The 14,847-nt window shown below is 32.1% G+C and carries 14 protein-coding genes and 1 pseudogene; 11 read left to right on the top strand and 4 right to left on the bottom strand.

What is annotated here, in order from left to right:
- The first annotated feature begins 16 nt into the window (after positions 1 to 16).
- From purH to RVY88_RS09240, 6 genes and pseudogenes are all read left to right on the top strand, one after another.
- Positions 17 to 1,549 (top strand): bifunctional phosphoribosylaminoimidazolecarboxamide formyltransferase/IMP cyclohydrolase, encoded by a 1,533-nt coding sequence (gene purH, locus RVY88_RS08195; protein WP_162167229.1) that lies wholly within the window; start codon positions 17 to 19, stop codon positions 1,547 to 1,549.
- Positions 1,550 to 1,748: 199 nt separating this feature from the next.
- A complete protein-coding gene (locus tag RVY88_RS08190; protein WP_002848932.1) occupies positions 1,749 to 2,093 on the top strand; it encodes a hypothetical protein in 345 nt (114 codons plus the stop codon).
- Complete coding sequence (locus RVY88_RS08185) at positions 2,077 to 3,267, top strand: peptidase M50 (RefSeq protein ID WP_317051295.1); 1,191 nt, start codon at positions 2,077 to 2,079, stop codon at positions 3,265 to 3,267. Before RVY88_RS08190 ends, RVY88_RS08185 begins: the two co-directional genes overlap by 17 nt.
- Positions 3,264 to 3,545: a metal-sulfur cluster assembly factor gene (locus RVY88_RS08180; protein WP_002848937.1), complete on the top strand. Its 282-nt coding sequence runs from the start codon at positions 3,264 to 3,266 to the stop codon at positions 3,543 to 3,545. The genes RVY88_RS08185 and RVY88_RS08180 overlap by 4 nt, the downstream gene beginning before the upstream one ends.
- Positions 3,546 to 3,673: 128 nt before the next feature.
- Positions 3,674 to 4,366 (top strand): annotated as a pseudogene (locus RVY88_RS09245) (methyl-accepting chemotaxis protein); the annotation flags it as partial.
- A gap of 90 nt (positions 4,367 to 4,456) precedes the next feature.
- The gene (locus tag RVY88_RS09240) at positions 4,457 to 5,227 is read left to right on the top strand and encodes a methyl-accepting chemotaxis protein (RefSeq protein ID WP_410494538.1); all 771 of its coding nucleotides are present in this window, start codon (positions 4,457 to 4,459) and stop codon (positions 5,225 to 5,227) included.
- A 57-nt stretch (positions 5,228 to 5,284) separates the two neighbouring features.
- Here RVY88_RS09240 and RVY88_RS08170 read toward each other — a convergent pair whose 3' ends face one another.
- On the bottom strand, positions 5,285 to 6,157 hold the full coding sequence (locus RVY88_RS08170) for a D-amino-acid transaminase (protein ID WP_162167246.1): 873 nt from the start codon (positions 6,155 to 6,157) through the stop codon (positions 5,285 to 5,287).
- 95 nt (positions 6,158 to 6,252) lie between these two features.
- Here RVY88_RS08170 and RVY88_RS08165 point away from each other — a divergent pair, with 95 nt between their 5' ends.
- Complete coding sequence (locus tag RVY88_RS08165) at positions 6,253 to 6,759, top strand: hypothetical protein (RefSeq protein ID WP_011731872.1); 507 nt, start codon at positions 6,253 to 6,255, stop codon at positions 6,757 to 6,759.
- On the opposite strand, the gene RVY88_RS08160 is transcribed toward RVY88_RS08165, so the two are convergent.
- From RVY88_RS08160 to rsmH, 3 genes are read right to left on the bottom strand one after another with little or no spacing between them, the layout of a single operon-like run.
- Positions 6,745 to 8,706, bottom strand: a complete 1,962-nt coding sequence (locus RVY88_RS08160) for an FUSC family protein (RefSeq protein WP_002848945.1) — start codon at positions 8,704 to 8,706, stop codon at positions 6,745 to 6,747. The two genes, RVY88_RS08165 and RVY88_RS08160, sit on opposite strands and share 15 nt — an antisense overlap.
- The gene (locus tag RVY88_RS08155; protein ID WP_002848947.1) at positions 8,706 to 8,987 is read right to left on the bottom strand and encodes a hypothetical protein; all 282 of its coding nucleotides are present in this window, start codon (positions 8,985 to 8,987) and stop codon (positions 8,706 to 8,708) included. Before RVY88_RS08155 ends, RVY88_RS08160 begins: the two co-directional genes overlap by 1 nt.
- Complete coding sequence (gene rsmH, locus RVY88_RS08150; protein WP_162167226.1) at positions 8,984 to 9,907, bottom strand: 16S rRNA (cytosine(1402)-N(4))-methyltransferase RsmH; 924 nt, start codon at positions 9,905 to 9,907, stop codon at positions 8,984 to 8,986. Before rsmH ends, RVY88_RS08155 begins: the two co-directional genes overlap by 4 nt.
- A gap of 108 nt (positions 9,908 to 10,015) precedes the next feature.
- Between rsmH and RVY88_RS08145 the strand changes: the two genes are divergently transcribed.
- The 4 genes from RVY88_RS08145 to ftsZ all read left to right on the top strand — a co-directional run bounded on the left by RVY88_RS08145 (position 10,016) and on the right by ftsZ (position 14,845).
- A complete protein-coding gene (locus RVY88_RS08145) occupies positions 10,016 to 10,609 on the top strand; it encodes a class II aldolase and adducin N-terminal domain-containing protein (RefSeq protein WP_002848955.1) in 594 nt (197 codons plus the stop codon).
- 120 nt (positions 10,610 to 10,729) lie between these two features.
- Entirely contained in the window at positions 10,730 to 12,187 is a 1,458-nt protein-coding gene (locus RVY88_RS08140) for a peptidylprolyl isomerase (RefSeq protein WP_065844801.1), read from the top strand.
- Positions 12,188 to 12,192: 5 nt separating this feature from the next.
- Positions 12,193 to 13,677, top strand: a complete 1,485-nt coding sequence (ftsA, locus tag RVY88_RS08135; RefSeq protein WP_002848960.1) for a cell division protein FtsA — start codon at positions 12,193 to 12,195, stop codon at positions 13,675 to 13,677.
- Positions 13,678 to 13,690: 13 nt separating this feature from the next.
- Complete coding sequence (gene ftsZ, locus RVY88_RS08130; protein WP_002848962.1) at positions 13,691 to 14,845, top strand: cell division protein FtsZ; 1,155 nt, start codon at positions 13,691 to 13,693, stop codon at positions 14,843 to 14,845.
- Positions 14,846 to 14,847 lie beyond the last annotated feature (2 nt).

Below are 14,847 nucleotides of genomic sequence, written 5' to 3'. Positions count from 1 at the left end.
AAAAAAGGAGAGATTTATGAGAGCGCTTATCAGTGTGAGCGATAAAAGCGGGATCGAGCATTTTGCAAAAGGACTTGAAAGCTTAGGTTTTGAGATTTTGAGTACCGGCGGAACTTATAAAACATTAAAAGAAGCAAATTTAAAAGTGGTCGAAGTCAGTGATTATACCAAAAGTCCTGAGATGTTTGATGGTCGCGTAAAGACTTTGCATCCAAAAATTCACGGTGGAATTTTACATAAAAGAGATGACGCTAGTCATGTAAAACAAGCAGGTGATTTTGGTATCGGCGCCATAGATTTAGTTTGCGTAAATTTATATCCGTTTAAAGAGACCACTATCCGAACTGATGATTTTGGTGAGATCATCGAAAATATCGATATCGGCGGTCCTGCTATGGTAAGAAGTGCGGCAAAAAACTTTAAAGATGTTATCATCGTAACGGACGTAAATGACTACGACACGGTTTTAGAAGCTCTAAAAACCAGCAGCGATAGCTATGAGTTTAGACTGGGTATGATGATAAAAGCATTCGAGCACACCGCTAGTTACGACTCTATGATAGCAAATTATATGAACGATAGATTTAAAGGTGGTTTTGGCGAAAAAAGATTTATAAGTGCGGCAAAAGTGTTTGAATGTAGATACGGCGAAAATCCTCATCAAAAAGGTGCTGCTTACGAGTTTGACAGCTTTTTGAGTTTAAATTTTACTCAGCTAAAAGGCGAAGCAAGTTTCAATAACATGACAGATATCAACTCAGCCGTTTCTATCGCTAGTAGTTTTGGAGATACTCCTGCGGTAGCTATCTGTAAACACGCAAACCCTTGCGGTTTTGCTATAGGTAAAGATGTTTTAGATAGCTATGAAAAAGCTTTGAAATGTGATCCTGTTAGTGCATTTGGCGGAGTAGTAGCGATAAATGGAACTCTCACAAAAGAGCTTGCGCTTAAGGCTAAAGAGATATTTATAGAAGTTATCATCGCTGCAAACGTTGAAGACGGCGTTTTAGAAATTTATAGTGATAAAAAACGTACAAAAATCTTTACTCAAAATAACAAATACCTTGTGCAATCAGGCGATAAATGGGATTTTAAACACATAGATGGCGGTTTCGTATTTCAAGAAAAAGATTACGTGAGCGATGATGAAGTTGCAAATGCAAAATTAGTAACTAAAAAACAAGCGGACGTTAGTGAGCTAAACGACTTAAAGATCGCTTGGAAGATAGCTGCACTTACAAAATCAAACTGCGTAGTTTATGTAAAAGACGCCATGCTTTTAGCTATAGGTATGGGTATGACAAGTAGAGTAGATGCCGCTAGAGCAGCGGTGACAAAAGCTCATGATATGGGTATAGATCTAAGAGGCTCTTCGCTTGCAAGCGAAGCGTTTTTCCCGTTTAGAGATAGCATAGAGATAGCTAGTAAAGTAGGCGTTAAAAACGTCATTCAACCAGGCGGTAGTATACGTGATGAAGACGTTATCGCTGCGGCTGACGAGTCAGGTATGAGTATGTACTTTACTGGTATCAGACACTTTTTGCATTAGACTTTTTGCTTGAAATGATTTTTATTAGAGTTTTGTATTTTTATCTTTATTGATATTTGCAAACTCTACTTATAATATTATCTGAAATTACCGTATATCATTGTTATAATAACTTAAATTTAACTTTTTCTATTGATTGCCATCAATGTTTATCGCTAAAAATAATACTATAATACTATCAAATTTAAAAAGGGTCAATATGAATTATTTTGAAAATTGGCAGAAAATAAAAGCAGACGGTGCAAGTTTAGATTTTTATAAAAAAACTGAAAATCAAACCGAGCTTATAGGATTTGATTCTTCAAGATGCATCCCGCCAGAACCTATGGTAAATGCGGTAATCGCTCTAAATTTTATAAAAGATAAAAATATAAAAGTCGTAATGATAAATCATAAATTTCCAGCAGGTCTTATACCGAAAATAGAAGATAAATTCGACTATACAAGTGAGAGTTTAGAAGATGGAAACGTAAGACTGATTTTTAGCTTAAAAGACGGTGCTCAATCGTCCTTGCTAGATACAAAATGTGAATGTCATGGCTAAGCTTTTAAGTACGTTTGCGCCGCCTTTTAAACTAGTCGGCGCTTATTTTGTGATCTCTATTGTATTTGCGATATTTTCGGTTTTTTTATATAAATTTAGTGATTTTGATGTTTTGTTGAATTTGCAAACTGCTACTTTTTTACACATATTTTTAGTTGGATTTGTTATTAGTATTATCAAAGGTTCAATTTATCAGCTTAGTTCAGTTATCCTAAATAGAGCATTTTTTACTTTAAAAGGTGCATATATCAATGTTTTTGCTTATATTTTGGCACTTATATTGTTTTTAAACGGAATGTTTTTTGAAAATACTTTGCTTATATATCTTGGCTCTATTATTTTATTTTTAAGTTTGCTTTATTTTGATATTTGCTATCTTTTGAGTTTTTTAAATTTAAAGATAAGTAGTTTTTCTCAACTCTGCCTTTTTGTATCTGCTATAATGTTTTTGATGGGTATTTGTCTTGGAATGCTTCTAGTGCTAATTATGTTTGGCTGGTTGGACGTTGATTTTATAACGATACTTAGGTTTCACTTATATTTTGTTTTTGGGTTTATATTTTTTACGGTTATTGGGGCTTCTAGTGTACTTTTACCTATGTTTAGTTTGGCTCATAATGTTAATTTCGGGCTATTTTACGCAAGCTTTACGCTTTATATATCTGGATTTTTTCTTATTTGGTTTTTACTGGATGGAGCTTTAAAAGTTATTTTGAGTGCAGCCGTATTGGCGATTTTGCAGTGGATTTTGATATTGAAAAATAGAGTTAGAAGAGCTTATGATTATTGGAATTTGAATCTTATTTTTAGCTTTTTTATGCTTGGTTTTTCGATATTTGCATACTCTTTTTTGAATTTAAATTTAGCTGTTTTTACTCTATTTTTCGGTTTTTTATATCCTTTTATCGTAGCTCATATATATAAAATTATGCCATTTTTAATCTGGTATCACTATATATCAAAATTTGTAGGAAAACTAAAAATTCCGAATTTAGAAGATATGATTATGAAAAAAACTGCTTATTTCGGACTTATTTTTAATATGCTAGCTATATTTTTTATATTTTTTAAATTTGAGTATTTAGCACAGGTTTTTATGCTTGTTAGTGTTATTTTAGTGCTAGTTAATATGATAAATTTTTTAAGATACATTAATTTCGGAGTTAAATTATGAAAGACAAAATATATGGCGAATTGAAAAAAATAATAGATCCCGAAATTGGCTTTGATATAGTCTCTTTGGGGCTTATTTACGATGTTGAGGTGTCTGGAGACAAAGCGGTTATAACAATGAGTTTGTCTACCAAATCTTGCCCTTTACATGAGCTGATTTTGAGCTGGGTAGAAGAGGCTGTTTTAAGAGTAGTAAAGGAGTGTGTGATAGATCTAGTTTGGGAGCCGGCATGGAATATTGATATGGCAAGTGATGAAATAAAGGCAATTTTAGGATGATTGAAAATACCGATAAATTAAGTATTATTTTATGATTTATTAAGTATTTAATCAGTATCATTAACGACACAAATTCAAAAAGGAGTTATGTGAGAACAAATACGATAGGCAAGAAAATTGCACTTAGCATGATTGCAGTATTGTTTATAAGTTTTGTTGTTATGCAGTTTATTATTGTTGGACAATTTAATAATTCCGCAACACAAACTACAAAAAATAACTTAGATATGCTAAGCAAATCAATATTTCAAACTGTGCAAGCAGCTATGAATACGGGCGATCCTGTTATGATAGAAAAGTCGGTAAAGGACGCCGGAACTATAAAAGGTGTTTCCTCTATAGAAATTTTTAGATCAGATGACCTTTCAGATGGGTTTGGTTTGGAAAAAGTAGTTCCAAAAGATGATATTATAAAAAAGCAGTTCTCTAATCCTCAAAATCTAACTTTTGATCTCAAAGAAAAAGGGGATCATAAATTAAGACTAGTCACTCCTTTGGTTGCAAAACAAGAGTGTTTGTCTTGTCACGCTACGGTAAAAGAGGGCGATGTTTTAGGAGTGATGGATCTTTCATACTCTTTTAACGAGATCGACGCAGATCTTAGAAATAAAAGCTTGATATTTTCACTTATATTTGTAGTATCTCTTATCGTTACTACTTTGGTTGTGCTTCTTGTGCTTAAAAAAGTAGTTATATGTCCTGTTTTAGAGCTTTTAAGCAGAGCAAAAGATTTAGCAAGCGGAGATGGCGATTTGAGTGCTAGAATAATAGTAAAAAACGATGATGAAATAGGGCAGAGTTGCAAAAATATAAATATTTTTATAGAAAAAATACAAGGCATAGTAAAAGCGGCTCAAGGAAGTGCAAAAAGCGTTGAAAATGAAACTATAAATTTAAATACAAATGCTTCTATGTTATCAAATAGTACAGAAGCAGGAAAACTGCAAACTAAGAATTTATTTGAAGTAAGCAAGAGCGTATCTGACGAGCTTGATATCTCAAGAGAGATAGCGAATAAAGCCGCATCGGCAAATAAAAAGTCATACGATGAGCTAGATGATATGATAAATTCGCTAAATGACGTTGTAAACAGCCTAAATGATACAAATACCAAAGAGCAAGAGATAGCTGAAAGAACAAATTTAGTCGTTAAGCAGACTGAAGATATGAGAAAAATCCTTGATATGATAGGCGAAGTGGCCGATCAAACAAATCTTTTAGCTTTAAATGCAGCTATAGAGGCAGCGCGCGCAGGAGATATGGGAAGAGGATTTGCAGTTGTTGCAGAAGAGGTAAGAGTTTTGGCCGAAAGAACAAACGACTCTTTAAAAGATATTGATTCGAATGCACAAAATATGATAAAAGCTGTTCGAGATCTAGGCTCATCTTTAAATGAAAATGCAGTTCATATAGCATCTTTAAGTGATGAAGCAAATAGCCTTATGGATATGGCTAGAACTACTCAAAGTACGACATCTGAGTCTATGAGACTAGCAAATGAAGTAGCAGACAAAACTACTGATATAAATAGTAAAATTGAGAGTTTATTAGAACAGTCCAAAGAGTCCGTGACAATACTTGATAACAATACAAAGATAGCTTCTAAATTTATCAGTGCTTCTCAAAGTCTAAAAGAGGTGTCTTTGGATCTTGAGAATAATCTTAACAAATTTAAAACTTGATTTTAAATTTGTGCAAGTTAAAGTATCTCCAAATATTTGTTTGGGGATACTTTTGGATTACATTAGTCCGGCTTCTTTTTTCAAACGCTCTATATATAATTCACGCAGTTTTGGTGAGTATTTTCCTATCTTTGCGTTGTTTATTAGTTTTCCGTCGGCTTTTATAACAGGTAGAAGTATCAAAGTGGCAGCGCTGATAAATACTTCATCGGCATTATAAACTTCATCCATAGTAAATTTTCTTTGTTCTACTCTAAGTCCGGCTTTGTTTGCTAGTGCTAGCAAAACTTTTCGTCTTATTCCAGGCAAGATCTCATTGGAAAGAGGTTTAGTGATAAGGGTATCGTCTTTTATTATAAATGCGCTGCTACTACTTGCTTCTGTTACAAATCCATCTTCTACCATAAAAGACTCATAAGCACCTACTTTATACGCTTCATTCTTTGCATAACATTGAGCTAGGAGAGATATTGATTTTATATCTCGTCTTTTCCATCTGATATCAGGAGTGCTTATTATTTCTATTCCTGTTTTGGCATATTCATTGTTAAATATCTCTTTTTGATAAACGAACGCCATCACAGTAGGTTTTAGTCCTTTTATAAATTTAAACTCACGTTCGCTCACGCCTCTTGTAACTTCCATATAGATACCGCCTTCTTTCACGCTGTTTTTTTCTATCAATGCGTAAAGTATCTTTTCAAATTCATCTTTATCTATAGACAGCTCAAGCTCGATTGCTTTAAGGCTTCTTTGAAATCTATCCCAAAAATCTTCTTTATCGACTAGCTTTGAGTTTATTATAGGAACTACTTCATAAATTCCGTCTCCAAATATAAAACCACGATCAAATATGCTGATCTTAGCATCGTTTTTATTTAAAAATTCCCCATTTAAATATACGATGTTTTCTGCGTCACCTGCTGCCATAATATCTACTCCTATTAAAATTTCGAGTATTTTATCCATATTTCACTTATTTTTGATATAATATATTATTCAAAAAATAAAAAAAGTAAAAAAAGATGTTAGAAAAACTAAGAAAATTTATATTTAAAAAACTGTTTATCGTATCAAAGCAACCTGTATTATTTAAAGATCTTCTTGAGGCTAATTGCCTATTTAATGAAGGAATGCTAGTTGATCCATCTAAGTTAAATTTTAGATTTAGAGACGGTAGACTTTATATTATTTATGGAATTTTATGCTTTATTATATTAGCTGCGGCGATTATCATTTTGCATAAAATTTTTGAAAAAATAGACTTTCATTACTCTATTATAGGCACGATGATTATGACGGCTCTTGTTTTTATAGGATTTGATTTTTTTAAAGTTTGGGCTAGAAAAAGTATAAGTCATGAACTTATAAAAAAAGCTTGGGATATACATTTTCCATATTTTCCTTATGAGAAATACTCTCAAAAAATAGAGATAATTTATAATGAAGCCATCAAAAAAGAGATACCAAGAAAAGATCTTGAAAAATATGTTTTAGATCAGCTTGTTCTTAGAGTGTCATCTGATAAATAACTCCGTATTTGCCATAATTTTTGCTTGCTTTTCAGCTATAATTTTTAAGAGATAGCTTATTTTTTCGTCATTACATATAAGTTTATCCTCTACATCGTCATAGAAATAATAAGGAAGTTTGTTCAATTTTTTGCCTATCATCTCAAATCTTGTTATTATGATATTCATATCTGAGTTAAAATGAGCTTCTATGATATCAAATTTATCTTTATTTTGTATCGATTTTATGTAATCTTTTAAATTTATAAGTAAGCTATTTATCTCATAAAGATTTTTATAAATTTCTAAGTATATTTTAAAATTTTTACTTCTGTCATTTTCTAAAACCGCTGTTTTATAACCGCTTAATGCAATTAGAACCGAGTTTTCTTTTACTACAAATTTGCCTTTTTGATTATAGATAGATTTTGCCAATATATCTAGTTTTTTTATAAGTGTATCGAAATTTGAACTTAATTTTAGCTCGGTAGATCTTCTGAAAAATAGAACAGTTACGCCAAAAGCTACAAAAAATCCTATCAAAATATCCGTTACTCTAAATATTATCAAATCTATAAAATCAGTTTTTATCACAGAAAAAATTAGCGTAAAAGCCAGCATAAACATAGATGTAAAGTATATGGTCGGGAAATTTTTCAGATAAAACGTAAGAAAGATCGAAATGATAATAATAGGTATAAAAATATAGTTTGTTTTGAAAAAGTATATAAGAACAAGCCCCAAACAAACGCCGATTAATGCTCCTTTTATATTATTAAATCCAACAACTTTCGTCATATATGAACTTGCTCTGCTTACGCTAAGTACTCCGATAGCTATCCATACTCCGTGATTTATCTGCGTTAATTGAGCTATTAATATAGCTATAGATACGCCAAGTGCTAGTTTGATCGAGTTTTGTACGGCCGGGTTTTTTAAGTTTATATCAGAAATTATCATTTTTATGCTTTTTTCTTTAGCATTTTCTAATTTTATTTTATCTTCTCCTCCATTTTTTATAAGCCAAAATTTGGAGTATAAAACATTCAAAGAAGCTCTGAATATAAGGTATTGTGTATCGTTTAGCTTATCTATAGCATCTGTTTTGATATATGCGTTTTTGTCGTTAAATATATTTTTCAACTCTTTTAAATTATGTGTGATTTCATCTTGTATCTCTTTTAGTAAATTTTCATCTTTTATGGTTCCAAAGTATCTCTTTATAGCGATCAAAGAGTGAAAAATATCTTCTGACTTATATAGATAAAATATCGCCCTTGCGTGGTGTATGATAATCCTCTCGTCTTTTAAATTTGAACTTTGATTTGCAAATATCTTTTTTATCGCTTCTATATGTTTCTCACACTCGGCGCTAGAGTATTCAAAATTCTTTGTATTGAATAGGTTTTTGCTCATGTCCATAAGATCTTCTAGCAAAAGATTGTAAGTTTTTTTAGTAAATTTTCCGTATGTTCCTATGTGCATTATACGAAAAATTGAAGCTATAATTCCGCCGATAATTATCCCGAAAATACTGTTTTTAACTTCTAAATCACCGCTGCTTTGAGCTATTAATGCTACTAGTCCTGAGATATTGACTATAGATAGTATTTTGTTTAAATTTTGATTAAATAAACTACTTAATCCTACAAAAAGCATCCAAATAAATGTAGGTAAAAACAGCAGCCAGCTCGCTTCATAAGCTAATTTTGCAAACGGTAAAAACATAGAAGCTAAAACCACATATAAGAAAAAATATTTAATCTTAGTAAAATCGCTTCCATCAAGAGAGTTGATAAAAAATAGATTCATAGACGCATTTGCAGCAAAAATAGCTCCGTAAACACCGAAAAAATAGTAAGCCATACATCCGCATACTATCATAGAAATAGACGCTTTAAGGGCAAAACTAAAGGCAAAATTTGCCGGATCGTATGTTTTTATAAATTTAGAAATAGCTATGTTCATCAATAGCTCATATTATCGATGATCTGGTTTTTATATCTTATTTTTTCTAGTTTAGCTTTTAAAACTTTATTTTCTTCTAAAAGAACGTTTAGTTTATTTTTTAATTCCGCTATATCACGGCTAGTGTAGTAGATCTCATTACTGATGTAAATTTTCGGTATCGTAACGCAGAGTATTAGGAGCAGCATAAAATATGCAGCCATGAGAGATTGAAAGTTTAGATTATGCTCTTTTTTAAGCTCTTCATCATGCCTTTGTAACAGTTCGTCTTTATCGCTCATACATTCCTCTGTATATGAAAAATTCTCATTTTAGCACAGCTGCTTCTTGGATTTTGTTTTATTTCATCCTCGCTCGGAGTTATCGGTTTTTTTGTTAATATTTTTCCTATTGAATGGTTATTTCCGCACTCGCATTTCATAACAAAATTATCACATATGCAGCTTTTTCCCCACTCTTTAAATGTTGATTTTGCTATTTTATCTTCTAAAGAGTGAAATGAGATTATATCTAAAATTGCATTGTTTATTTTTGAACTTTTTATTAAATTTAAAAGATTATTTAGCTCGTCAAGTTCTTTATTTACTTCTATTCGTATCGCTTGAAAAGCCAAAATAGCTATGCTTACGCTTCTGTTTTTTAAATTTGAACGACCTATAATACTAGATAACTCTTTTGCTGATTTTATAGGAGATTTGCCTCTTGCGTCTACTATTTTTTGAGCTAAACTTTTTGCATTTGGAAGCTCTGCGTATTTATAAAAAATATCCGCTAATTGATCTTTTGAATATGAGTTTATCAACTCTTTTGCGCTAAAAGTCTGATTTTTATCCATTCTCATATCTAAATTGTTGCTATTTATGCTAAATCCTCTTTCGTCAAGATCTAACTGAAGTGAGCTAACTCCTATATCGGCTAAGATACCTCTTATATCTTCGTGGTCTATTTTATTTAAAATTCCTGCAAAATTACTTTTATAAATTTTTATTCTATCTGAGTATTTTTCAAATTTAGCTTTGCAAAATGATAAAGATTCGCTATCTCTATCGCAAGCTATGATTTTTAAATTTGGATTTGATATCAAAATAGCTTCGCTGTGTCCACCGTACCCTAATGTACAATCTAATATAGTACCGTTTTTTATATCTTTAAAAGAGTTCAAAACAGGCTTTAACAAAACCGGTATATGAGGCGAATCCAACACGTTTCCTTAATATAAGATTATTTTAGTATGTTAGCATAAATTTATTGAAGTTGTAATAAAAGCCGGATATTTGCTATAATTATCACAAATAATTTAGGAAAAGTTATGAATATTGAATACTCTATGGGTGAGATAAAAAAGATATCCGCATCTATGTTTAAAAAGAATTTTTTCGGTATATTCCATGGATCTATATCGGCTAGAATCGAGCATAATCAGTTTGTTATCAATAAAAAAGATGCGATATTTGATGGACTTAGCAACGATGATCTGACTTTGCTTTATTCCAAAAAAGATTATAGATGGAACGATGCTAGCATAGATAGCGATATACATCTAAATATATATAAAAATATCGGCGAGGCAAAATATATTTGTTACGCGATGCCGCCTTATTTGACAGCTTACAGCATGGATCATATAACTATTGAACCGCGAGATTACTTTGGATATATGAAATTTGATAATATATTTATTTATGATATAAAGCAATTTGATGATTGGTATGAGAGAGCTCCATCTGAGATATGTAGGTATATGATAGAAAAAAACAGCAATATCATGGTTATAAAAGGATATGGTGTTTATGTATATGAAAGAACTGCGTATGATCTGGCAAAGACGGTAGCTCTTTTAGAAAATAGTTGTAAAATGATAAATTATGCAAGCAGATTTCAAAATTTAAATTTAGGTTTGTGAATTAGTAAAAAAGTTAGTAAAATTTTACAAAATTTAATTTTAGCATATGATTTTAAGGTAATTTAAACAGAGTTTTGGTAGAATTGCGATGTTTATTGCGATTTATGATAAAGGAAAATTATGTTAACTTGGATGCAGAAGCATAAAAAGTATTTGGTTGTGACTATTTGGATAAGCACTATTGCATTTGTCGGAGCAGGTTTTGTTGGTTGGGGTGCTTATGATCTTAATAGTAATAGAGCAACTTCGGTAGCGAAAGTAGGAAATAGAAATATTACAATCCAAGAATTTCAAAAAACTTATAGCAATTTATATAATTATTATTCGAGTTTATCTGAGGGTAAATTTACTCAAGAACAAGCTGATGAAATGGGGCTTGATAGAATCGCTTTACAAAGATTAATCCAAGAAAATTTATTTTTAAATTATGTTGACGATATAGGACTTATGGTTTCCAAAGAGGAACTTATAGCGGCTTTGACGTCGGATGAAGGTTTTCAAGTAGATGGTAAATTCGATAAAAGCAGATATGAAGATACATTAAAAAGAGCTAGAATCACTCCAAAAGATTTTGAAAATGAACTTACGAATAAACTTTTATTAAACAAATTTTTTGATGCTATAAATTTAAAAACAAATCAGACGGATTTGGATATTTTGGCTTCTAGTTATTTTATGGAAGATAAGGTTTCTATAAACATTATCAAAGCCGATAAAAACAGTATTTCAGTAGATGAAAACGAGTTAAAAGATCTATGGGAAAAAAGTAAAAATAGATATCTAACTAAGAGCAAATTTGAGCTACAAACAAAATTTATACCGCAAACTAATATAGATGTGAATGATACCGTTTTAGAGGAATTTTTTGAAGAAAACAGAGGCAATTATAGAGACGGTTTTGATAAACTTTTAACTTTTGACAAAGCAAAAGATGACGTAAAATACGATTATGAGCTAAAACAAGCTAGAAAAACAGCCCTTGAAGAGTATTTAAAGATAAAAAAAGGAGAATCAAACGCTACTACTGCAGTAACAGTATTAGAAGATAATGAGGATTTTCCTATAAATGAGCTAAGATATGCTAAAGTAGGCGATGTTTTAAAGCCGTTTGAGTACAAAAACGGATATATGATAGCAGAATTAGTTGGCAAAAATATGCCAGAAGTGATGAGCTATGAAGAGGCAAAGGATGCTCTTACCAAGGTTTATATGGATGAAAAAGGTAAAAAACTTCTCGAAGAAAAAGCAAAACAATCTTTGAACAATTTTAGTGGAAAAGATATAGGATTTGTAAGTAGAGATACTAAAAAAAGTATCGACGGACTTAGCGAAACTGAGTATTTAACGTTTATCATGAAGCTATTTGAAAGTCCAAATAAAAACGGATATGTTATGTTAGATACAAAGGCTGTTGTGTATAGTATTTTAGAGCAGAGACTTTTAAATTTAGATAAAGTAAAAGAGTATAATGCTCTACTCTCTCAAAATGCTAGTGCTATAAAAAATGGACAATTAGAGCGAGATCTATTAGATGCTTTGCAAAAACGTTACAAAATTGAACAATACTATAAAAGGTAATAATCGTGGGAACTAAGATACTTGGTATAGACATCGGCTCCACACAAATTTGTGCTATTATGGCTGAATGTGAGAATAGCAGCACTAGATCAGATAATGCGATTAAAGTGATAGGCATGGGGTCTGTAAAATCACAAGGATTAAAAAAAGGTTCTATCACAAATATTGAATTAGCATCAAACTCTATTAAAGCAGTCGTAAATGATGTAATGAGAATAGCAGGAACAAAATTTGATAAAGTTATAGTATCCATATCTGGTAAAGATGCTAAAAACATAGACTGCAAAGACGTTATAAACATACCAGAACGCGAAGTAAATATAAAACAGATTGAACGTGCTATAAGCTCAGCCGAATATAAGGTAAAGATCCCGCACGATTATGAGATCATACACACTTTACCGTATAATTTTAAAATAGACGAACAAGACAATATAGAAGATCCGCTTGGTATGAACGGCACTAGACTTGAAGTTCAAGCTCACATTATCGTAGTACAAAAATCAGCAGTTATGAATTTAAGAAAAGCTATAGAAAAAGCTGGTTTAAAAGCTGATAATATAGTATTATCCGGCTATGCTTCAGCTATAGCTACTTTGAATGAAGATGAAAAAGCTTTGGGAGCCGTACTTATAGATATGGGCGGAGCTAGTTGTAATATGGTTATTCATTCTGGTAACTCTATTAGGTATAATGAGTTTTTAGGTGTAGGCTCATCAAATATCACAATTGACTTATCTACTATTTTACATACTCCTCCTACAGTTGCAGAAGATATAAAAGTTAAATACGGAACACTTAAAAATCAAGGCAACGAGCTTATCGTGTTGCCTGATTTGGGAGATGAAAACTCAAGCCACGAAGTTGATATTAGCGTAATTACAAAAGTTATTTATATGCGAGTAGAAGAAACTTTGATGATACTTGCTAAGATGCTTAGCGAGAGTAATTATAAAGATCTAGCAGGAGCAGGAGTTGTGCTAACTGGCGGGATGACAAAATTAGACGGCTTAAGAGAGTTAGCCTCAGCCGTATTTGATAGCATGCCAGTAAGAATAGCTAGACCAAGAGAGTTTGAAAGCTCTATAGACGTATTTAAAGATCCTGCAAATTCGTGTGCGATAGGGCTTTGTTTGTATGGTGCTGGTTATTTTACTCCTTATGAGATAGACTCTGAAAGAAAACTAAGATACAAAGATGAACCTATGATAAAAAATAGAGGTTTAATATCTGTAAAAGAAATGGATGAAAAGCGTGATCAAGTATTACACAGTGACACTAAAGATAAATTTGATAAAGATTATGAGATATATGAAGGTATTGAAGATGAAATTAGCATAAATACTCAAAATAATGACCTAAAAGGTATTGATTTAAAGATAGAAAATGACGATTCTATAAAGAACGATGTTGGAGCCAAAAGGATAGATATGGCAGATAGCATTAATCCGTTTTCTAAGTTTATTAATTATCTAAAAAATTTATTCTAATAAGGGAGATGATATGGGCGGTTTCACAGTAGAAGAGAATAAAAACATATATGGCGCCAAAATAAAAGTTGTTGGAGTAGGCGGCGGCGGCGGCAATATGATAAATCATATTGTAAGAGAAGGCATAAATAATCAAGACGGAATGAGATCCGTTGATTTGATAGCTGCAAATACCGATGCTCAAGCATTAGAAGACTCTTCGGCTACAACTAGAATACAGTTAGGAGAGAAAAAAACTAGAGGTCTTGGTGCAGGTATGGTTCCTGAAGTCGGTAAAGAAGCTGCCCTTGAGAGTTATGAAGAGATCAAAACTACTTTGGAATATTCTGATATAGTTTTTATAGCGTCTGGATTTGGCGGCGGTACAGGTACCGGGGCAGCTCCCATAATTGCTCAAGCCGCTAAAGAGGTAGGCGCTTTAACGGTAGCTGTTATTACTACTCCTTTTGCTTTTGAAGGTAAAAAAAGAATGAGATTGGCTCTTGAAGGTATAGAGGAACTAAAAAAAGAGTGCGATAGCATAGTTGTTATACCAAATCAAAAACTTATGGGAATAATAGACAAAAAAGCTGGTATAAAAGATAGCTTTAAAGAGGTTGACAATATATTAGCTCGCGCTGTTAGCGGTATGAGTTCCATAGTATTGAGTTCTGGAAAAAGCGATATCAACCTTGACTTTGCCGATGTTAGAACTGCTATGAGTCATAGAGGATTATCTCTTATGGGAGTTGGAGAGGCTGATGGTGAAGAAGCAGCACAAGAGGCTCTTAAAAATGCGATCCAATCTCCGCTTCTTGATGATATGAATATCAAAGGCGCAATGGGAGTTTTAGTGCATTTTAGATTCCACCCAAGCTGCCCTATGAGTGATATAAGTGAAGCCATGCTTATAGTAGAAGATAGTGCAGACGCAGATGCTGATATATTCTTTGGAACTCTTACTGATGATACTATGGAAGAAGGAAGAGTTCAAGTAACTTTAGTAGCTACTGGTTTTTATGATAAAAACAGTACAAAACAGCCTGAGGCTGCTCCTGTGCCTGAAGCAGTTCAAGAAAAAAGAGAACAAAATATATTTGGTGCTTACAGAAGAGCATCTGGATATGATGTAAATGTGAATTCAGATGATCTAGATATACCAACAGTGAGCCGTTTTAAATTAGATTAATA

This window comes from Campylobacter sp. TJR-1, from assembly GCF_032840035.1.
GTDB classification, from domain to species: domain Bacteria; phylum Campylobacterota; class Campylobacteria; order Campylobacterales; family Campylobacteraceae; genus Campylobacter; species Campylobacter fetus.
Note: the sequence above shows the minus strand (reverse complement) of the source record. Positions and strands in the feature narration are given on the sequence as shown.